Raw genomic sequence first — 21,188 nt, 5'->3', positions numbered from 1 at the left:
CCTCTCAGTCGCGTGCAATTCTGCCTGGCGGCAACCGATATTCGGAGTCAATATGGCTTGTACTTTTCGCGTCAACTAATAAATTTACGCGTGAAAAAATTCAGCGATACGCGTTGAAACTGCTGAAGCTCTCTGTAAAATTTTGCATTGCCGTTGCACGGCAGCGTATGCGGGTACCCTGGGGCAGCGCTAGGGCAACCCAGTGATTGGATGTCCAGAACGCGAGGCGTTTGAATTGCCGACGACGCACAAGACGATGGATGATTTTGCCCGCTCTTGCGGCGTCTCCAGGCCGACGCTGTCGAAATATTTCGACGATCCGACCAGCGTCAAGCCAGCGACACGGCAGCGTATCGAAGAGGCGCTGCGCTCGTCCGACTACCAGCCCAATCTGTTTGCACGCAACCTGAACCGCAAGCGGACCCGCAGCATCGGCATCATGGTGCCGACAGTGGCCGACCCCTTTTATTCGGAGATGGTCAGCCGCATCGAACTAAGGCTGCGCGACGAAGGCTACTGGCCGATCGTGATCTCCTCGCACGGCTCGCGCGAGCTCGAAGTGGAGGCAACGCGAACCATCCTGTCGCTGAAGGTCTCCGGTGCACTCATCGCGCCGCTCGGCCTGCGCTCGGACCACGGCACGCTGGAGAAGCTGACGCAGGCCATACCGGTGGTCTATTTCGACACCTATCTCGAAGGCGGAACGCCGTTCGTCGGCAACAACAATGCCCAGAGCGTCTCGACCATCGTCGAGTATCTGTGCCGGTCCGGCGACGCCCCGGTCTATTTCGATATCCCGCACGTCAACCACAACTCGCCAGAACGACTGAAAAGCTATATCGCTTCTATGAAGCGGCTCGGGCATGAGCCTGTCGTCATCGGCAACACCGACGAGTACACATGGGATTTCGAACGGATCGGCTACGAGCAAATGGAAAAAATGCTCGGCAATGGCGGCCTGTCGGGCAAGACCATTCTGTGCAACAACGACCGTCTCGCCTTCGGCGTGATGGCGGCCGCCTACGCGCAAGGCCTCAAGGTCGGTCGCAAGGCCGACTGCGACCTGCGTGTCGCAGCTCATGACGATCACCCGCTGAGCCGCTACACATGTCCAGGCCTCACCACCATGGCGCAGGACTTCGCCGCCATGGCGGGATATAGCGTCGAGACGCTGCTGGCCCTGCTGAGCGAGGATGGAGCTGAGGTTGCCGCTAAGGTCAATCTCGACGCGACGCTGGTTATGCGTCAATCGGCCTGAGCTTTCCATCGAAGCCGCGCCACGCGGCAACCGCCGCGCCGACGGCTTGCCGCGAGGCCGGACCATGGCGGCCCATCGAGACAAAGCCGTGGATCTGGCCAGGCCAGCGCCTCAGCACGACAGGCACGCCGTCATCTTGCAGACGCTTTGCGTAAGCCTCACCCTCGTCAACGAGAATGTCGTGACCGGCGATCGCGACAAAGGCTGGTGCTGCGCCGGCAAGGCTGGCGACCTTCAGCGGCGACACGCGCCAGTCGTCGATATCCCCGGCATGGTTGACATAGTGGTCGCGGAACCAGGCCATCGTTGCCGCGGTGAGACCATAGCCCTCAGCAAAACGGCGATAGCTGTCCGCTGTCTGCGAGGCATCCGTGTTCGGATAGAACAGCAATTGCACGGTCGGCGGATTCTTGCTCCCACGCACCATCACCCACCCCCCCGCAGCTTTATTCCCACGGGCGCTGGCGCCGGCTACAGCGATCCGCTCCGCGTCGATGCCGAGATCGTCGGCCGCACTTTGCATGAAGGCAAATGCTGCGCGACAATCCTCGATGGCGGCCGGGAATTTGTGTTCCGGCGCCAGCCGATAGTCGGGACAGACGACCACACAGGCCGCCATGTTGGCAAACCAGCGGCAGATCTCGTCATGGGAATCGAGATTGCCGATCACCCAGCCGCCGCCATGCAGATAAAGCAACGCTGGGGCACTGGCCAAGGCCGCCCGTCGCCCGTGATAGATCCTGAGCGTCAACGGGCCGCTAGGCCCGTCGATGAAGCGTTCGTTCAGTGAGGCGACCGGCTCGCGTTCACCCTGCAGTGTGGGAAAGCTCTCCTCATAGGCGCGCCGCGCCTCTTCAGGCGTGCCGGCGTCGAACGGCCGCGCAGGAGCCTGTCGGCCGAGGTCGAGCACATGCCGGGCTTCCGGATCGAGAAATGATGAAAGCAACGTAGCCATCGACTGATCCTACGCCTCAGGCAAGCAGGCTCGTCGCCTCGTCCTCGCCAAGAAGCGGCGGCTGGTCGACCGCCCCGTTGACGGCGACGGACTCGCGGCTTTCTCCCGAAGCGATGATCGCCTCCATGATCTCCAGCACATGCAAAGCGAGATCGCCGGAGGCGCGGGGTTTTCTGCCCGTCGTCAGCGCATGCGACAGATCGGCGACGCCAAGCATGCGGTAGTTGGCGCGGTCGGGCGCGGCGTAAGGCCAGTTGCGCCCCCCGTAGAGCTCGCTCTCGCTATGGAAGTCGGCCCAGTCGGCGCCGCGTTCCGAAAGCGATACGGTGCCGCCGAACGTGTCAGGATCGGGCAGGCGCAGTGAGCCTTCCGTGCCGTGCAGTTCGATAGGGTGATTGGAGTGTCTGAAGACATCCCAGGAGGCTCCGAAGGTGACGGTGGCGCCCGATCGGAACTCCAGCAGCGATAGGATGTTGGTCGGCGTGCCGACCTTGAAACTGGTGTTCCTGTAGGGACCTTCGGCAGTGATAAGGCGCACTTCCTGTCCCCGAGTCGCCATCGCCATCACGCGTGCCACCGGCCCAAGCAGGTTGACCAGCATGGTCAGGTAATAGGGGCCCATGTCGAAGATTGGGCCGGCGCCCGGCTGATAGTAAAATTGCGGATTGGGATGCCAGTGCTCCATGCCGCGCCCCATCATGAAGGCGGTGCCGGTGACGGCGCGGCCGATCGCGCCCTCGTCCATCAGGCGGCGCGCCCGCCGTCCGGCTGCGCCGAGAAAAGTGTCGGGGGCCGAGCCTAGGAGCAGATTGCGCTTCGCCGCCTCGGCGACAAGCCGGCGGCCGTCGCTAGCTGAGGTTGACAGCGGCTTTTCGGTGAAAACATGCTTGCCCGCCGAAAGCGCCGAAAACGAGATGTCGAAATGCGCCGCCGGGACGGTCAGGTTGAGGACAAGGTCGATGTCCGGATCGGCTAGAAGCGTGTCGACGCTGACTGCCCGGATGCCGTATTCGCTGCCGCGCAGTGCCGCCAGTTCGGTGGAAATGTCGGCGCATGCACGCAACTCGACGCCGCCGAAGAGCGCCGCGTTGCGCAGATAAGTCCTCGAGATGTTGCCGCATCCGACAACGCCGATACCGAGCTTAATCTGTGATTTTGCTTGCATTTTCGAGTCTGCCTCCCAACGCGATGACACTTCGGCGGGCCTGCTGAATCGGTGGCGAGCCGCAATCATAGCCCGCTATACAGCACTTTAAATATTGACGCGCGTAAAAATTTTGCAGAACGTGCGAAAATGCTGGCGCAACATTGGAGGCCCCAGCCTTCAGGGGAGGAAATGACTGACATGAAAAACGGCCGACCGCCGCTACGAAGCCTGTGGGTCACGTCACCATCGCCGATCGCCGGCAATTTCTCATCGGCGCCGGCATGCTGGGCGCCGCAGCGCTCGGCACGGGTCTCGGCATTCGACCGGTGCGGGCGCAATCACGTTCCGAAATCAGCTTGCCAGCGCCGCCTTCTTCGGCAAGGAAACCTTTGGCGACCTAATCAAGGCCTTCCACGAATGGCAGGACCGCAAGGCTAACGCGGGGCGGTATCAAGGAATGAAAGGACGATCGTGAAAGACCTGAAAGTCGGTTGCCAGACCTTTACCTGGGAAATGCTCGGAGAGCGCTTTGCCGGCGGCCCAGACGATCTCTTGAAGGCGATCGCCGATGGCGGCTATGCCGGCATCGAGATCACCGACACGATGATCGGCCGATATGCCGACAAGCCGGCGGAGTTCGCGACCGCGCTGAAGGCGTCAGGCCTGACGCTCGTCTCCTTCGCCTTCGGTTCCAAGAGCGGCTTCACGCTCAAGGAGAAGATCGGCAACGACCTCGAGACCGCGAAGCGATGGATCGACTTCGCTGCTGCCTTTCCGGGCACGCTGGTGTCGATGGGCTCGGCGACAGTCGTCTCCGACGGCCCGCGCGACGACAAATTCGCCATCGCCGCGGAGGTCTACAACAAGGCGGGGGAGCTAGGGCGCAAGGCGGGCGTCCAGGTCGCGGTGCATCCGAGTTCGCACCATAACACGCTGCTCTTCGATCGCGCCGACTACGACCGGATCTTCGGGCTGGTCGATCCGTCGCTCGTCGGCTGGGTGCCGGATACCGGCCACATCTTGCGCGGCCATCGGAACATGGCCGATACGCTCACCACCTATCGCGACCGCATCCGCTACGTGCACCTGAAGGATGTCGATGCCAGCGGCACATGGGCGATGCTCGGCGAGGGCGTCTGCGATACCGCGGCGGTGATCGACATCGCCAGTGCAGCGCCACGCTTCAATGGCTGGCTGGTGCTGGAAGAGGAATCCGAGACCGCCGCCGCCGATCCGGCGGCCGCGGTCAAGACCAACCGGCAGACGATGCGCGGCTACGGCGCCTGAGGAAGAGACCATGATCCGCAAGCAAGACCGTCGCCTTCGTGTCGGTGTGCTCGGCTGCGGGCCGATCGCGCAATTTGCCCATCTGGAATCCTGCGTGAAAGCCCGGAATGCCGACCTCTATGCGATCTGCGATGCCGCTCCCGACCTGCTGGCGCGCATGGGCGCGACCTATGAGCCCGAAAAAATGTATAGCGACTACGATAAGATGCTCGCCGACCCTGAGCTGGAAGCGGTGATCGTTGCGACCTCGGACGCCTATCACGTTGCGATGTCGATCAAGGCGCTCGAGGCCGGCAAGCACGTGCTGTGCGAGAAGCCGATCGGCGTCTCGGTCGAGGAAGGTGAGACGCTCGCCGATGCGGTTAAGCGCTCCGGCAAGGTGCTGCAGGTCGGACATATGAAGCGCTTCGACCCGGCACTGGAAGCGGCGCGCGATTTCGTCCGCGACGAGATGGGCGAAATCCTGGCGCTGAAGGCCTGGTATTGCGATTCCACGCATCGCTACACCAACACCGACGCGGTGCAGCCGCTGCCCGTCACCAGCAAGCTGGCAAAGAAGCCGGCCGGCAATCCGAAGGCCGACCTCAGGCAGTATTTCATGCTCGCGCACGGCTCGCACCTTGTCGATACAGCACGCTTCCTCTGCGGCGAGATTGTCGCGGTGCGCGCCCGCCTCAATGAGCGTTTCGGCGCCTATTGCTGGTTCGTCGAAACTGAATTCGCCAATGGCGCGCTCGGCCATCTCGACCTCACCGTCGCCGTCCGCATGGACTGGCACGAAGGCTTTCAACTCTATGGCGAGAACGGCTCCGTGATCGCAAAGACCTTCAATCCCTGGTATTTCCGAGCGAGCGAGGTCGACATCTTTCACGAGAAGGATGCGACGGCGCGAAAGCCGCTTGGCGCCGACGGCCATTTCTTCAGGCGGCAACTCGAAGGCCTCGCCAACACGGTCCTCGACGGCGCGCCGCTGCGCGGCGCCGATGTCGAGGACGGCCTCGCCTCGATCCGCGCCATGGTGGCGATCGCCCGCTCGGTGGAGAGCGGGCTGCGCGTCGAGATCGCTGCCGTCACGGGAGCGGTCTGATGCAGGTCGGGGTGTTCGCCAGGACCTTCCCGGGCAGCGAGCCGGCCGGCGTGCTGGCGGCGGTGCGCGACGCGGGATTTGCCGTCACCCAGTTCAATCTTGCCTGCGCCGGCCTGCCGTCGATGCCGGATGCGGTACCTGACGGTGCCATCAGCGCCATCGCGGCAGCATCCGGTGCCTCCGGCGTCGCCCTGGTGGCGCTGTCGGGCACCTATAATATGGCCCATTCGGACAAAGCGGTGCGCGACGACGGCATGCGCCGGCTTGGCGTGGTCATCAAGGCCGCGGCGTCCCTTGCTGTTCCGCTCGTCACCCTGTGCACGGGAACGCGCAACGCGGACGATCAATGGGCGTATCACCCCGACAACGCCGACCGTGAGGCATGGGACGACATGGCAGGCGAGATCGAAAAGGCGCTTCAACTCGCCGAGCGTCATGGCGTCGATCTCGGCATCGAGCCCGAACAGGCCAACATCGTAACCTCGGCGCAGGATGCGATGCGCCTCATCGCCGAGATGGGCTCGAAGCGGTTGCGCGTCGTGCTCGATCCGGCCAACCTGTTCGAACAGGCGAGCCCCGAGGAAGCAAGCGCCATCGTGGCCGCCGCCGTCGAACGCACTGCCGGCCACGTCGCCATGGCGCATGCCAAGGACCGCTTCGCCGACGGGCGCTTTGCCACCGCCGGCAGGGGCGTCGTCGATTTCCCGGATTTCGTCGCCAGGCTGAAGTCATCAGGCTTTGACGGGCCGCTGGTCACGCATGGCCTCTCGGCCGAAGAGGCACCAGGGGTTGCTCGCTTCCTGATGGGGCTGACCTGATGGCGCGCCTGGCCGCTCTGCTTCGCGACGACGCCACGCTTCGGATTTCTGATAATGGCAACGGGCTTGCCGTCGTCTTCCAGCATGGGCTGGGCGGCGGCGAGGCGCAAATCGCCCAGGCTTTCCCGGCCGGTGCCGACTTGCGGCGCATCACGCTGGAATGCCGCGGGCACGGCGCCTCCGGACTGGGCAGCCGCCGTCCGTTTTCCCTGAGCATGTTCGCGGACGATGTTGTTGCCGCCGCCGATCAAGCCGGTCTCGACCGTTTCGTCGCCGGCGGCGTTTCCATGGGCGCCGCCATTGCCTTGCGCCTTGCCTGTCGCCACCCGGACCGCATCGCGGGTCTGCTGCTTGTACGCCCGGCCTGGATTTTCGACAGCGCGCCGGTGAACCTGCGGCCGATCGCCGAGGTCGCCGGCCTCATCCTCGACCACGGCCCCGACAAGGCCAGGACGATCTTCGCGCAATCGGAAACCGCCGAGCGCCTGCAGCGCCACGCGCCCGACAATCTCGCCTCATTACTCGGCTATTTCGACCGGCCGGACGCCGCGCCATTCGCGCAGGTCCTCGCCGACATCGCCGCCGACGGACCGGGCGTTTCTGAAAGCAACGCCGCCGCCCTTGGCGTCCCCACGCTGGTCATCGGCAACGCCATGGATGCGGTGCATCCGCTGCCGGCTGCGCGCACACTTGCCACGGCGATCCCCGGCGCGACCTTTGCGGAAATCTCTCCCAAGGCGCTCGACAGCGTCAGGCATTTCGCCGAGCTGCAGGCTGAGATCACGACCTTCCTTCACGCTCACTTCAACATCCGGAGCCTTGTCCCGTTATGACGACCAAATCCCTGTCCGGCCCCGCTGCCATCGCCGCCCTTCCGCGCAACCGGTTGCTCGGCGAGTTTTCGCTGTGGTCGGCCGACCTCGCCAATATGGAGCGCGACCTGAAGCGCATAGATCCCTTTGTCGACCTCCACCACATCGACGTCGCGGACGCCCGCTTCACCCCGGGCTTCCTGTTCTTTCCGGACCTGGTGGCGCGGATCGCCATGCTGACGGCAAAGCCGATCCATGTGCATTTGATGGTTGAAGCGGAGATCGTCGAGGAGCAGACGCGCCAATTCATCGAGGCCGGCGCCGATCTTGTCAGCGTCCATGCGGAAAACGGCGGGGCCGGCCTACGCGCCGTGCGGCTGGCGCGTGAGCTCGGCGTCGAGGCCGGGGTGGTGCTGAGACTGGAAACGCCGGTGGCCGCGGTCAAACCTTTCCTGTCGCAAGTGGCTTTCGTGACGCTTCTCGGCACATCCATCGGCGTCAAGGGCCAGAGCCTGTCCGACCAGGCCGGCCCGCGCCTGATCGAGGCACGGGCGCTGATGCGAAAAGCAGGTCGCGAGAACGAAATCATCTTGGCTGCCGATGGCGGCATCCGCCACGAAACGGTGCCCCGCCTGCGCGCCGCCGGCGCCGAAACCGTGGTGCTCGGATCGCTGGCATTCGGCGACCCCGACCTTGCGCAGCGCATGGCCTGGCTGCATGGGCTGGAGATTGCCGCCTGATGACAAAGGTTGCGCTTGCCTTCGATCTCGGCGGAACGGAGCTGCGCGGCGCGCTGGTCGAGAGCGGCGGCCACGTGATCGCCCATGTTTCGGCCCCGACGATGGCGATCGCGGGATCGGAAGCGGTGATCGGCCAGATCATCGCGCTGGCCGGGGACCTTCTGACACAGCACCCACAGGCCAAGGTTGCCGGCATCGGCGTCGGCGCACCGGGGCCGCTCGACCCCAAGGCCGGGATCGTGATCGCACCGCCGACACTGGCTGGCTGGCACGACGTGCCCTTGATCGACATTCTCGGCAAGTATTTCGGTCTGCCGGTGCGGCTGGAGAACGACGCCAATGCCGCAGCACTCGGCGAATGGCGCTTCGGCGCCGGGCGTGGCACCGGGTCGATGGTGTTCGTCACCGTGTCGACTGGCATTGGCGGTGGCGTCGTTGCCGAGGGTCACGTCTATCATGGCCGGCGCGGGCTGGCGGCCGAGATCGGCCACATGACCATCACCGGCGAAGGCGACCGCTGCTTCTGCGGCGCCGTCGGCTGCTTCGAGGCGGTCGCCTCCGGAACCGCGCTCGGGCGGCGCGCCACGGCGCTGACGGCGCCGGGCGACGGCTCGCTGCTGCGGCGCCTTTCGGCCGACGGCGACGTCTCGGCCAGGCACGTGGTCGAGGCCGCGCGTGCAGGCGACGGGCGCGCGCGCACACTCATCGAGGCGGAGGCGAATTGGCTGGGCATCGGCTTCACCAATCTGCTTCATCTCTATTCGCCGGACCTGATCGTAATGGGTGGCGGTCTCGCCAACGGTTTCGACCTCTTGGCTCCAAGCATCAGGGCGGTCGTCGAGCAGCGGGCGATGCCCGCCTACCGGGACGTACCCATCGTGCCGGCGCAACTCGGCAATCAGGCCGGACTGATCGGCGCCGCCAGCCTGATCCTGTGGGAAGGCGAACCAGGCGCGCCGCTGGCGATGGCGCAAGATGACGAAAACAACAACGACACGACCAAACGTGCCGGTGCCCGGGAGGCAAGCCATGGCTGAGCTCAAGCTGAGCGGCGTGCGCAAATCCTACAGATCCGTCGAGGTCATTAGTCCACGACCAGGCGACTCTGCTCGACTACACCGCTGGAGGTGCGCGCCATCGCAATGGGCGCATACAAGCCTTCTGGTAGTCGCGGCGAGACTGCGAACTGCCCAGCGGCGGCATGACCGTTCGAAGCAGGGCTCGGCCAGCGTCGCCCGTGCGGAGGCGTCATTAATTTTGCTGACAGATTGCCGATCTACATTGGTCGGCGGTGCCTGGCGGGCGGCTCGACTGTTGGTTGGGGACAAGGATTTCGACGTGGTTCGCGCTGGCTGCGATCGGCGCCGAGGTTACCTAAGGCGATGTGCCGGCGGCCGAAGCCGCATCCACCTTCTCGAGCTCGAGCTTCGGTGAGAGAAGTGACCGGGAGGAAACTCTTGGCTGCTACGGTCCTACCAGCACGTAAATCCCCCATCGACGGGTACGACGGCTCCGGTCATCAAACTGGCCGCGTCGGAAGCGAGGAACAGGACAGCGCTGGCGACTTCGTGCGCCTGGCCCATGCGGCCCATTGGCGTGTCTCGCAACCACGCTTCTATACGCGGCGCGTTTTCCGGAATCGCCAGGACCATCGGCGTTTCGATGTAGGTTGGCGCCACCGCGTTAACCCGCACGCCATGAGGCGCCCATTCGGCGGCGATCGAGCGGGTCATGTGATGCACGGCCGCCTTGGAGACATTGTAAGGTGTTTGCGGCTGCGGCCGGTTGCAGATCGTGCCCGACATGGAACCCAGATTGACGATTGAGCCGCGGCCGGCCGCGATCATGTGGCGGCCGAAAGCGCGCGAGCACCAGAAGACGCCGTTGATGTTGACGTTCATCATCCACAGCCAGAGTTCATCACTGATATCTTCCGACGAAATGCCGCTGCTGCCGACGCCGGCATTGTTGACGAGAATCGAAGCCGGCGTGCCACGAGTGGCGAGCGTGTCAGCAATCTCGCTCATCCTTGTTGACGAAGTGACGTCACCGAGCATCAGCTCGGCCGAGTAGCCTTTCGCAGTCAGTGCATCCCTGCCAGCACTGCCGATCTGCTCGTCGGGCTCTATGATGACCACATGCGCTCCGGACTCGCCCAACGCTTCGGCACATGCGAGGCCAATACCTCTGCCTCCGCCGGTCACCACGGCGACCTCGTTGTCCACCCTGAAGCGCGCTTGGTACATGGCCTACCTCCCCGAATTTCGATGCCGAGACGCTACGTCTCAAATGTCGAAGTTGGTCGGCAGAATGACGATATCGCGAATTGTCACCGTTCTCGGCCGGGTCAGCATGAACAGCAGGACTTCGGCAATTTCCTTCGGCTCAAACAGATTTCCGGCCGCCATCGCCCGGTCGAGGTTCTCCTTCGGCCAGTCGGCGACGAGGGGCGTCAGGACCGGTCCGGGGGCGATCGCGCCGACACGGATGCCGTGCTTCGCCACCTGTCGCCTCAGCGCATGGACGAACGCTTGAACTGCGTGCTTGGAAGCGGTGTAGATCGGCTCCCATGGTATTGCGGTATGGCCGGCAACGGAACTGGTGACGACAATGTCTCCCGTGCCCCGCTCGATCATGTGCGGCAGGACCGCATGGACCGTTCGGAATACGGCATTGACGTTCAGGTTCAGCATCCCGTCAAAGGCGTCCGGATCACCATCAATGAAATCGCCGCCGATATAGGCGCCGGCATTGGCATGGAAGGCGTCGAGGTGACCGACCTTGTCCAGAATGCCGGGCATCATGCCTGCCACGCTTTCCGGATTGGTGAGATCCACCCTCAAAGGAATCGCGTTCTCGCCGAGATCAGCAGCCAGGCTGCGCAGTTTCTCATCCGCATAGTCGATCAGGACCACCCGCGCGCCAGCATCGAGACAACCACGGACACAAGCAAGGCCGATACCCGATGCCGCGCCCGTGATTGCAATGACCTTTCCAGAGAGTTGTTCGCTCATCTTCGTCCTCCAGCCGTCGGGTTGCTTTCGGTGTTGAGTGCCTCGCCCGTGCAGGCGAAGCGGTACTCGTCCAGGCTGCGCTGGATCGAGGCGATCAGTAACGAGGTAGGCTCGAGCGGTTTGCCTGCAAACGCCTCGAATGCGGGCAGATGCTGGCGAAACAGCGTGAGCGGCACCGTCTTGCCGTGCAGGGCCGCGGTCAGGCTCGCGACCGCTGCTTCCGCCTCCGGCTGGTTCCAGTAATACCGGATGCGGTCCGAGAACGAGTAGTGGCGCTGGATGCGCTGTTCGGCTTCCGAGCCGTGATAGTGGCCCTGCCAATTGCCGGGTTTGGCCAGCATCAATCGCTCCATGGCCTGATAGAGTGGACGGGCTCCGTAGTCAGGCAAAAGATCGGTCGCGATAAGGTCCAGCGCGTAGAGCGCCTCACGCAGGACGAAGGTCAATTCCGGCCCCACTTTCAGGATCGGGAAGCCGTCCTCGACCAATTGGCGCAAATATGTTCGTCCCTGGTAGTCGGTTGAATGCGCCTCGTAGACCAGGCCAGGCTCCTGCTCGAGCAGCCGCGTCAGCCCGCGTGCCCTGGCGGAATCGTAAAGGACCACATTCTCATTGCCGAACTCCACACCGGGCTGGACCACCAGTGCGATGACGCGTGAGAACGCATCGGCCAAGCCTTGCTTCAGGAACAGGTCGCGATGAACATCGATCGTGTGCGTCGCCGCCGCTACGCTGGTCGGCTCAATGTCGCTGATTGCATGGTTGGCGCCGCCGGGCGTCGGCACCTCGGTGCCGATGATGTAGACCGGGGCCTCATCTCCTGCGGCGCGCGCCGCGCGCTCTGCCGCCAAGGCCAGCCGCGCTGCACGCTCCGCCGTTCTGGCGTCGTCGAGCGCGGCAGGCTCGCCGGCGCATCCCATCGAAGCATCGAGGTGGATCTTTCGAAAGCCGGCGGACACGTACGCCGTGACCATCTCTTCTGCCTTCGCCATCGCTGCGCCGGCATGTTCCCCGCGCCACGGATTTGGCCCAAGGTGATCCCCACCGAAGATGATCCTTTCCATCGGAAGCTTTTCTTCTGCCGATATGTGCTGGACGAGACGAACAAAATCGCTGGGCAGCATTCCGGTGTAGCCACCGAACTGGTTGACCTGGTTGCAGGTTGCTTCGATCACAAGCATGTCGGAGAAGCGTGCAGCATTGCGCGCTGCTGCCCGAATGACCAATGGATGCGCTGAGCAGACAGACGTGACGCCTATCGGCGAACCATGGCGCCGCGCCGCCGCCAGCCTTTTGAGGAGACCGGTCATCGAGCGTTTCTCGGGGTCACGGCGATGAATTCGTCAAGCTGCCGACGCGAGGCGGCACCTTCCATCGGACCTTGAATAGTAACGTTGCGGGCTCCCGCGGCATTGGCATACTCTAGGGCTTTGAACACAGGCATGCCGAGACGGCGGCAAGCGACGTAAGCGCCGCCGAAACAGTCGCCAGCGCCCGTCGGATCAATTTCCGCAACCCTGAACGCCGAGCAATCAATCCGCGAGCCGTCAGCACCGAAGAATGTTGATCCGTGTTCGCCGCGTTTAAGCGCAATCTCTGTCACACTGCGCCCAAAGAGCGCGATGACCGCGGCAGATTCACCATCAACTCCAGCTGCCATGAACAATTCGTCGCCGGAGGGCAGGATAAGGTCGGCGACATCGACGAGCTTGGCGAAGCGCTCCTGCGTCTGCCCGAGCCCGAGCAATTCCTTGCGCAAGTTCGGGTCAAGTGAAACGGAGCCGCCGCGCCGCTTGATGACGCCGATGGCATAATCCATCGTCTCCCAGATACCCGGGATGGCAAAAGCGCTACCCATGACGTGGAGGTGTCCAGCCCGCTCGAAGAGCGCCTTCGCTTCAACCGTCAGGCTCACCAGGGCCGCCGCCGATTTTCCGATGTTGAAGACAAAGTCGCGCGAGCCGTCATTGCGATAGCGAACAAACGCGCTTCCGGTCGGATAATCCTGGCTGACCGAGATGGCCGATACGTCCACGCCGTCAGACCGGAGCCGTTCGATGTTGATGCGGCCGAAATCGTCATCGCCGACCGAGGCGACAATTGCCGCCGACCCGCCGATCTTGGCGCATTGATCGATGAAAATCGCCGGCGCGCCGCTGGGAAAGGGGCCGATAAGCTCTATCGGCTCGAGAAAGCCGTCGCCGCGACTTTTAGCCATGATCTCCACCAGGATCTCGCCGATGACCACCGTCGGCCCTAGTGCGTCGGGTGCGAGCTTGGTCTGACTTAAAATCGCATCTGCGGGCATCATACAACTCGGCTAGCGCACATCTTTTGACTGGAGCACGCGCCTGGAGGTTGCGGCCGCTCGCTCCACAGCGAACGACAACCCGAGACGGCCACGATGGGAATGCGGGATGCTCCTCCAGAGGCTACATTAATTATGTTTGTAGCTTTATGCAACATATTAATCAATCGAGACGGACACGCCACAATGGCGTTCTAAATCGCGATCAGACGGGTAGCCCGAGCAGCAGCATCGGTTCGGCAGTGCCGAACCTGGACATTAGTCTTCGTCTTCCTCTGCCCCTTCGAGTTCCGCCGTACCGTCGGCGAAACGCTGGCTTTGCAGAGACAAGTATCGCTGATGTAACATGCAGGCCGCACCGAAGGCGGAACCGACAGTTCCTTCATCATTCATTGTGATCGATGCGAACGGGAAACTGGATTCCTGTATGGCATGGATGTGTGCAGCGACCCTGGCAGCCATCAAGGGATAGAGTGCGGCGACCGAACCGCCTAGCACGATCTTGTCGGCGTCGATGATTCGGCAAGTCTGCACCAGGCCTATTGCCAAAGCCCTTGCCCAGTCCTCGGCTGTTGAGACGGCGCTGGGCAACCGGTTTTGGACATCGGAAAGGAAGTTGCCGAATGTCGGATCACTGAGGGCGGAGGTCTTGCGATAATCGGCCATAATGTTTTCAAGGCCGATTAGTTGTTCGAGATTGCGGCGCGGGCCTGGCGCGTCGCTGATAATCAAGTGCCCAATCTCCCCCGCCAGCCCGTTGGCGCCGCGAAAAAGGCTGCTGTCAACGATAATGCCGCCGCCGACACCGCTCTCCATAACGAGAAAAAGCGTGACGCCGGAATGCACCTCGCTGCGCCCGTAAGTCGCGCCGATCGCGAATGCGTTGGCATCGTTCTCGGCAAGGACCGGAACACGAATCGGCAGGGCGTCTCTCACCAGCTTTGCAAGGTGAACATTTCGCCAGCCGAGAAGCGGCGCAAAGTGGACGAAGCCATTCTTATCCATTTGCGCCGGGGTTGATACGCCAACGCCTTCACATCGCTCCAGTTTTGACACAGGAATAGATTGGAGAGCCAGCCTCACGGCGCGGTCGACCGCGGCCTCTACGTTGATCGACGGACCATCAAACGGTTCCACATTCGTCGAAACGATATTGGTTCCAAGATCGATCTCTACCGTACTGATATGCTCGACACCGATCTCGACCCCAAGGAAGAAAATAGCATCCGGCACAAGCTCCAGCATGATGCCGGGACGGCCGGCTCGGGCATAGCCCGCTTGTTCAGGCAGATCCTCAATTGCTTCGCGCACCAGACCGTCAGCCGTCAGGCTCGCGATGATATGCCCCGACGAAGAGCGGTTAAGCCGTAACTTGCGCGCGAGTTCGGCTCGAGTGAGACGTCCAAATTGATGAAGGGCTCTTAGAGCCGCCACTTCATTGTTTTGTCGAATCCTGCGATTTGAACTGGCGGTCAGCGCCGGGTCATTCACTTAGGTCTCTCCAGGTTACCTGCGGTCCGCAAGCCGAACGCAACCACAACGCGCTCACTTGGTACACGCCGCGCAGGCGTGCAGCAACTGGCGCGATCTTATTGAACACGCATCCCCCGAAGCTTCTGTCTCACGGATCCGAGGCTGCCGATGAACAGCGAAAAAACCGCAGCACTACAGCGCTGAAGACCGCGGAGCAGGGCGCCTTAGGCAGAGGGTCCGCACTGCCGCATAATCAGATTGTCCTCGACTTATGGACGGGCATTCGTCGTTCGCCGACGAACCGCCTCTTGCATTTTCAGGTCGATGAAGGCCTTGGCGTGCTTTGCCAACGGCATGTTCTCGGTCCAGATATCGCGCCATATGGCGCATGCGAGGGACAGACCCTCATCGACCACGGCGCTGGAGAACGATTCAAAGGTGATGTCGCGGTTATAGCCGATGTCTAGCAACGCGTCGAAGATGCGATCGAAATCGATCACTCCATCGCCGAGGTAGCCGCGATTGCTTTCGCCGATGTGAAAATAGCCGATCTTGTCGCCGGCCAGACGAATGGCCGCCGCTGGATTGGCCTCTTCGATGTTCATATGAAACGTGTCGAGATGGAGCGTGACGTGATCGGAGAGCCGGTCGCCTTGATGAAGTCGAGGCCCTGAGCCGCCGTGTTCAAGAGATTCGTCTCGAACCGGTTGACGACCTCCAGGACCAGATCGACGCCGGCCTTCTTTGCTGCGTCAGCCGTCTTGGCAATGGCTGCAATGCTGTTCTTGCGGCCGCGATCACTCGGCATTATCGAGTATTTCGTATGCGCGGAATAGAGAATGCCCCCGAGCTTGGTGCCGCCGATGTCCCGCACCGCCGCGACTGCATTCGCGAGTAATCACCTGCCTTCACGACAGCGCCGTCCTCGCTCGACACATCGGCGCCCAAGGGCAGGCCCATGGTGACGGCGATTTCGAGATCTAACGACTGAGCCTTCTTGGCGAGGCGATAGATGTCGAACTTTTCGGGTTGAAGATACGCAAACTCGATCAGCCGGTAACCGCACGCAGCCGAATTCTCCATCGCTTCTTCAAGCATGGCCTGAGTGCCACCGCCGGTCCATACGAACGAATGAATGCCCAATCTGCGCATCGGCTGTTTCCTCCTGGGTACTGGCGACTCTATAAATGTTGACAAGGACAACAAAAATGCCCCCATCGTGACAAATGTCAAGGTCCTCGACGGCGCAACTAATGCTTGTGCGCGCGGCAACTCCTAACCGGATCGAGCATCATTCACGCAAATATGCAGAGGATAATACGCGGAATCCCGGGGCCGCTGCCTCGGCGGGTTTTTTGGCTTGACAGAATTCCCGTACCGTTTAATTTGTTGTCAAGAACAACATATAACGCTGCCCAACCAGCGAAACGTGGAGGAGGAAATTAACTTGCCCTGATCCAATTTCTCCGCTCTTCGCGATAGATGGGCTGATAGCGCTCTTCTGTGCTCGTTCGCATGAATATGGCCAACTCGGTCCGTGAGTTGAGACCAAGCCGGCAATTCGAAACAGCAGAAAATGTTGCCTCCCAAGGCCAGCACCTGAGGGGAGTTTTCTGTTCGGGTGCGGGCACGAAAAGCGATGAATCTTCATAGGGCCAGTGCCCGTGCGCTGGCGTCTTAAATTTGGATCAAGCCGGGAGGCGCCACCGGGCCGATTGGAGGAAATCGCGGAGGCGGGGCCCCCACAATGCCTTTGATGGCCAGGAGGTTTCCGGTCTGGCGAGAAGGAACATTGCCATGACTGCGAAATGACGGACTGACATTCAAGATTCTTTGGAGGAGTGAAAGATGAGACATGAACTCGGAATAGGCCTTGCCGCATTGGCAGTGGGGCTAATGACCAGCGTGATGCCTGCCATGACGTATCAAAGGTTACGATGAGCACATCATATTTTGACATAAAGATATGTTTATGTCACGGTGTGTGATCTTGGAAGCCGAGGCTCACCGTGGTGCATTCTGAATCCTCCTTGGATTCCCTTTTCGGACCCGTTGTCGCCAAGGCGGATGGATCGGAGATTCGTTCTGCCTTGGAATCGGCCGCCCGCGAACGAATCCTCATCCTCGACGGCGCGATGGGCACGCAGATCCAGGGGCATGGCTTCAACGAGGAACAGTTCCGCGGCGACAAGTTCGTCGGCTGCGCCTGCCATCAACAGGGCAACAACGACCTGCTGATCCTGACGCAGCCGAAAGCGATCGAGGCAATCCACTACCAGTACGCGATTGCCGGCGCCGACATCATCGAGACCAACACCTTCTCCTCCACGTCGATCGCCCAGGCCGATTACGGCATGGAGGATGCGGTCTATGACCTGAACCGGGACGGTGCCCGTCTGGTGCGGCGGGCCTGCATTCGCGCCCAACAGGAAGACGGCAAGCGACGCTTCGTCGCCGGCGCGCTGGGACCGACCAACCGCACCGCCTCGATGTCGCCGGACGTCAACAACCCCGGCTATCGCGCCGTCAACTTCGACGATCTGCGCATCGCCTATGGCGAGCAGTTGCGCGGCCTGATCGACGGCGGCGCCGACATCATCCTGATCGAGACGATCTTCGACACGCTGAACGCCAAGGCGGCGATCTTCGCCTGCAACGAGATCTTCCTCGAAAAGGGCGTGCATCTTCCGGTCATGATCTCAGGCACGATCACCGACCTGTCGGGCCGCACGCTGTCGGGCCAGACACCGACGGCCTTCTGGCATTCGATCCGCCACGCCAGTCCGTTCACGGTCGGCCTCAACTGCGCGCTCGGCGCCAACGCCATGCGCGCACATGTCGCCGAGATTTCCGGCGTCGCCAACACCTTCACCTGTGCCTATCCCAATGCCGGCCTGCCCAACGAGTTCGGCCGCTACGACGAGAGCCCGGAATTCATGGCGGCGCAGATCGAGGGTTTTGCGCGCGAGGGACTGGTCAATGTCGTCGGCGGCTGCTGCGGCTCGACGCCGGATCACATCCGCGCCATCGCAGCGGCAGTGAGGAAATATCCGCCGCGCGCCATTCCGGAGATCGAGCGCAAAATGCGCCTGTCAGGTCTGGAACCCTTCACGCTCACCAAGGAAATTCCGTTCGTCAATGTCGGCGAGCGCACCAACGTCACCGGCTCGGCGAAATTCAGGAAACTGATCACCGCCGGCGACTACCCTGCCGCCCTCGACATCGCGCGCGATCAGGTCTCCAACGGTGCCCAGATCATCGACATCAACATGGACGAGGGCCTGATCGATTCGAAGAAGGCGATGGTCGAGTATTTCAACCTGATCGCCGCCGAGCCGGATATCGCCCGCGTGCCGGTGATGATCGACAGTTCGAAATGGGAGATCATCGAGACTGGCTTGAAATGCGTGCAGGGCAAGCCGCTGGTCAATTCCATCTCGATGAAGGAAGGCGAGGAAGCTTTTCTCCACCATGCGAAACTCGTCCGCGCGTATGGCGCGGCGGTCGTCGTCATGGCGTTCGACGAGGAAGGCCAGGCGGACACGCAGGCGCGAAAAGTCGCCATCTGCACCCGCGCTTACAAGCTCCTGACCGAGCAGGCCGGCTTCCCGCCGGAAGACATCGTTTTCGACCCGAACATCTTCGCCATCGCCACCGGCATCGACGAGCACAACAATTACGGGGTCGACTTCATCGAGGCGACGCGGGAAATCATCCAGACCCTACCTCACGTCCACATTTCGGGTGGCGTCTCGAACCTGTCCTTCTCGTTTCGCGGCAACGAACCGGTGCGCGAGGCCATGCATGCCGTGTTCCTCTACCACGCCATCCAGGCCGGCATGGACATGGGCATCGTCAATGCCGGCCAACTTGCAGTCTACGAATCGATCGATCCGGAACTGCGCGAAGCCTGCGAGGACGTCGTCAACAACCGCCAGCCGGCGGGCGGCGGCAGCGCCACCGAGCGGATGCTGGAACTTGCCGAGCGCTTCAAGGGAACCGCCGGCAAGGAGGCCAAGGAACGCGATCTCGCCTGGCGGGAGTGGACTGTCGACAAGCGCATTTCGCATGCGCTGGTCAACGGCATCACCGAGTTCATCGACGCCGATACCGACGAGGCGCGGCTTGCCGCCGAGCGGCCGCTCCATGTCATCGAGGGCCCGCTGATGGCCGGCATGAACGTCGTCGGCGACCTGTTCGGTGCCGGAAAGATGTTCCTGCCGCAAGTGGTCAAGTCCGCGCGCGTGATGAAACAGGCGGTCGCCGGGCTGCTGCCGCACATGGAAGCCGAGAAGCTGGCCAACGCCGCCAACGGCATCGACACCGGCGAACGCCAGACCGCCGGAAAAATCCTGATGGCGACGGTCAAGGGCGACGTCCATGACATCGGCAAGAACATCGTCGGCGTCGTGCTCGCCTGCAACAACTACGAGATCATCGATCTAGGCGTCATGGTGCCAGCGACTAAGATTCTGCGGACGGCGCGCGAGCAAAACGTCGACATCATCGGCCTCTCCGGCCTGATCACGCCGTCGCTCGACGAGATGGCGCATGTCGCCTCCGAAATGGAGCGCGAAGGTTTCGACATTCCGTTGCTGATTGGCGGGGCGACGACCAGCCGCGTTCACACGGCGGTCAAGATCCACCCGCGCTATGAGCGCGGCCAGACGGTCTACGTCACAGATGCCAGCCGCGCCGTTGGCGTCGTCTCGTCATTGCTGTCCCACCAGGCAAAGGGCGACTATGTCGATACGGTACGCGCCGAGTACCGCAAGGTGGCGGACGCGCATGCGCGTAGCGAAGCCGACAAGCTGCGCCTTCCGCTCGCCAGGGCAAGGGCAAACGCCCACAAGATCGACTGGTCGGGCTATGTCCCGCAAAACCCCTCCTTCCTTGGGCTGAAGGTTTTCGAGACCTGGGACCTCGCCGAACTCGCCCGCTACATCGACTGGACGCCGTTCTTCCAGACCTGGGAGATGAGGGGGCGCTATCCGAAGATTCTCGAAGACGAGGCACAGGGGCCGGCGGCGCGCCAGCTGTTCGAGGATGCACAAGCGGTGCTGAAGCAGATCATCGCGGAACAATGGTTCGCACCGAAGGGCGTGATCGGCTTCTGGCCGGCCAATGCCGTCGGCGACGACATCAGGCTTTTCACCGACGACACGCGTTCACAAGAGCTGGGGACCTTCTTCACGCTGCGCCAGCAACTGACCAAGCGCGACGGCAAGGCCAACGTCGCCCTGTCGGATTTCGTCGCGCCGCTCGAAAGTGGCAAGGCGGATTATCTCGGCGGCTTCATCGTGACCGCCGGCATCGAGGAAGTGGCGATCGCCGAGCGCTTCGAGCGGGCCAATGACGATTATTCCTCGATAATGGTGAAGGCGCTCGCCGACCGCTTCGCCGAAGCCTTCGCCGAGCGGCTGCACGAGCGTGTCCGAAAAGAGTTGTGGGGCTATGCGCCGGACGAGAACCTGGCCCCGGAGGATCTGATCGGCGAACCCTATTGCGGCATCAGGCCGGCGCCCGGCTATCCGGCGCAGCCCGACCATACCGAGAAGGCGACGCTGTTCAGGCTGCTCGACGGCGAACGCAACGCAGGGGTCACCTTGACCGAAAGCTATGCCATGTGGCCCGGCTCGTCGGTCTCCGGCATCTATCTCGCCCATCCGGAAAGCTATTATTTCGGGGTGGCCAAGATCGAGCGCGATCAGGTGGAGGACTATGCACGGCGCAAAGACATGTCAATTTCGGAGGTCGAGCAGTGGCTCGGGCCCATCCTGAATTACATCCCAGTGCAGGTCGCTGAGGCCGCTGAATAGTTGTCGGCGTACCAGCTTCAAAGTGGAATTCGTCCTGTATTCAAGCCTTGCCGGGCGCGCCGCTCACCCACTGGGCGGCAGGCGGCAAGAAGATGCAGAGATGGCGAAAATCCTAGGCATCTCCATAGCAGGAGTATGGGACGCGGTGAGCATTCCCGTAACAAGTCTGGACGGAAGCTGACAATGAAACCAATCGCTTAGACCCGCTAGCTAGCGGTCGAGAACCGGTGTCGCATCCGGTCGACGCGCATCACGGCCAAGGCCTGACGGCGCTGGAGCCCGGCCAGGGCATGAGCGCCAGCATGCGGCTCAGCTGGCGGCCGATCGATGCCTGAGGCTTACCGGATCGGCGTCTCGCCGCGAAACAGGGCAGGTTTCCCTCGCGCCAGCGGGTCAGCGACTGCATTGCCGCCTCGACGTCTTCGGCGCGCCGCAGCAGTTCCTCGCCGACCGGGGTCAGCCGGTAGCCG

The 21,188-nt window shown here is 62.4% G+C and carries 16 protein-coding genes and 1 pseudogene; 8 read left to right on the top strand and 9 right to left on the bottom strand.

What is annotated here, in order from left to right:
• Window positions 1-256: 256 nt before the first annotated feature.
• Window positions 257-1,258: a LacI family DNA-binding transcriptional regulator gene (locus tag NKI18_RS31565; RefSeq protein ID WP_352620823.1), complete on the top strand. Its 1,002-nt coding sequence runs from the start codon at window positions 257-259 to the stop codon at window positions 1,256-1,258.
• Here NKI18_RS31565 and NKI18_RS31560 read toward each other — a convergent pair.
• Together NKI18_RS31560 and NKI18_RS31555 are read right to left on the bottom strand one after the other, a co-directional pair.
• Window positions 1,239-2,213, bottom strand: coding sequence for an alpha/beta hydrolase (locus NKI18_RS31560; protein WP_353021777.1), 975 nt, complete (start codon window positions 2,211-2,213; stop codon window positions 1,239-1,241). The two genes, NKI18_RS31565 and NKI18_RS31560, sit on opposite strands and share 20 nt — an antisense overlap.
• Window positions 2,214-2,229: 16 nt before the next feature.
• The gene (locus NKI18_RS31555; RefSeq protein WP_353021774.1) at window positions 2,230-3,378 is read right to left on the bottom strand and encodes a Gfo/Idh/MocA family protein; all 1,149 of its coding nucleotides are present in this window, start codon (window positions 3,376-3,378) and stop codon (window positions 2,230-2,232) included.
• 495 nt (window positions 3,379-3,873) lie between these two features.
• Between NKI18_RS31555 and NKI18_RS31550 the strand changes: the two genes are divergently transcribed.
• From NKI18_RS31550 to NKI18_RS31525, 6 genes are read left to right on the top strand one after another with little or no spacing between them, the layout of a single operon-like run.
• Complete coding sequence (locus NKI18_RS31550; protein ID WP_352620824.1) at window positions 3,874-4,647, top strand: sugar phosphate isomerase/epimerase family protein; 774 nt, start codon at window positions 3,874-3,876, stop codon at window positions 4,645-4,647.
• A gap of 10 nt (window positions 4,648-4,657) precedes the next feature.
• A complete protein-coding gene (locus NKI18_RS31545) occupies window positions 4,658-5,734 on the top strand; it encodes a Gfo/Idh/MocA family protein (RefSeq protein ID WP_353021771.1) in 1,077 nt (358 codons plus the stop codon).
• Window positions 5,734-6,552: a sugar phosphate isomerase/epimerase family protein gene (locus NKI18_RS31540; RefSeq protein WP_352457864.1), complete on the top strand. Its 819-nt coding sequence runs from the start codon at window positions 5,734-5,736 to the stop codon at window positions 6,550-6,552. The genes NKI18_RS31545 and NKI18_RS31540 overlap by 1 nt, the downstream gene beginning before the upstream one ends.
• A complete protein-coding gene (locus NKI18_RS31535; protein WP_352620802.1) occupies window positions 6,552-7,385 on the top strand; it encodes an alpha/beta fold hydrolase in 834 nt (277 codons plus the stop codon). Before NKI18_RS31540 ends, NKI18_RS31535 begins: the two co-directional genes overlap by 1 nt.
• Window positions 7,382-8,104 carry a ribulose-phosphate 3-epimerase gene (locus NKI18_RS31530; protein WP_352620804.1) on the top strand — a complete coding sequence of 241 codons (723 nt, stop codon included), beginning with the start codon at window positions 7,382-7,384 and terminating at the stop codon, window positions 8,102-8,104. Before NKI18_RS31535 ends, NKI18_RS31530 begins: the two co-directional genes overlap by 4 nt.
• Window positions 8,104-9,141: an ROK family protein gene (locus tag NKI18_RS31525; protein ID WP_352620805.1), complete on the top strand. Its 1,038-nt coding sequence runs from the start codon at window positions 8,104-8,106 to the stop codon at window positions 9,139-9,141. The genes NKI18_RS31530 and NKI18_RS31525 overlap by 1 nt, the downstream gene beginning before the upstream one ends.
• Window positions 9,142-9,576: 435 nt before the next feature.
• Here the strand turns inward: NKI18_RS31525 and NKI18_RS31520 are convergent, their stop codons facing one another.
• The 6 genes and pseudogenes from NKI18_RS31520 to NKI18_RS31495 form a co-directional block, all read right to left on the bottom strand.
• Complete coding sequence (locus tag NKI18_RS31520; protein ID WP_023679412.1) at window positions 9,577-10,350, bottom strand: SDR family NAD(P)-dependent oxidoreductase; 774 nt, start codon at window positions 10,348-10,350, stop codon at window positions 9,577-9,579.
• Between the two features lie 39 nt (window positions 10,351-10,389).
• On the bottom strand, window positions 10,390-11,118 hold the full coding sequence (locus tag NKI18_RS31515) for an SDR family oxidoreductase (protein WP_352569006.1): 729 nt from the start codon (window positions 11,116-11,118) through the stop codon (window positions 10,390-10,392).
• Window positions 11,115-12,428 (bottom strand): D-tagatose-bisphosphate aldolase, class II, non-catalytic subunit, encoded by a 1,314-nt coding sequence (locus NKI18_RS31510; RefSeq protein WP_353021764.1) that lies wholly within the window; start codon window positions 12,426-12,428, stop codon window positions 11,115-11,117. Before NKI18_RS31510 ends, NKI18_RS31515 begins: the two co-directional genes overlap by 4 nt.
• Complete coding sequence (locus NKI18_RS31505) at window positions 12,425-13,426, bottom strand: tagatose kinase (RefSeq protein WP_352620810.1); 1,002 nt, start codon at window positions 13,424-13,426, stop codon at window positions 12,425-12,427. Before NKI18_RS31505 ends, NKI18_RS31510 begins: the two co-directional genes overlap by 4 nt.
• Window positions 13,427-13,684: 258 nt before the next feature.
• Complete coding sequence (locus NKI18_RS31500) at window positions 13,685-14,917, bottom strand: ROK family transcriptional regulator (protein WP_352620812.1); 1,233 nt, start codon at window positions 14,915-14,917, stop codon at window positions 13,685-13,687.
• 251 nt (window positions 14,918-15,168) lie between these two features.
• Window positions 15,169-16,051: pseudogene (locus tag NKI18_RS31495) on the bottom strand (sugar phosphate isomerase/epimerase family protein).
• Window positions 16,052-16,908: 857 nt separating this feature from the next.
• On the opposite strand from NKI18_RS31495, the gene metH reads away from it, so the two are divergent.
• A complete protein-coding gene (gene metH / locus NKI18_RS31490; protein ID WP_352620814.1) occupies window positions 16,909-20,718 on the top strand; it encodes a methionine synthase in 3,810 nt (1,269 codons plus the stop codon).
• Window positions 20,719-20,968: 250 nt separating this feature from the next.
• On the opposite strand, the gene NKI18_RS31485 is transcribed toward metH, so the two are convergent.
• Window positions 20,969-21,188 (bottom strand): hypothetical protein (locus tag NKI18_RS31485; RefSeq protein ID WP_353021760.1); only part of this gene is annotated, 220 nt, incomplete at its 5' end.

Source organism: Mesorhizobium sp. M0800 (genome assembly GCF_040320095.1).
Taxonomy (GTDB): Bacteria; Pseudomonadota; Alphaproteobacteria; order Rhizobiales; family Rhizobiaceae; genus Mesorhizobium.
Note: the sequence above shows the minus strand (reverse complement) of the source record. Positions and strands in the feature narration are given on the sequence as shown.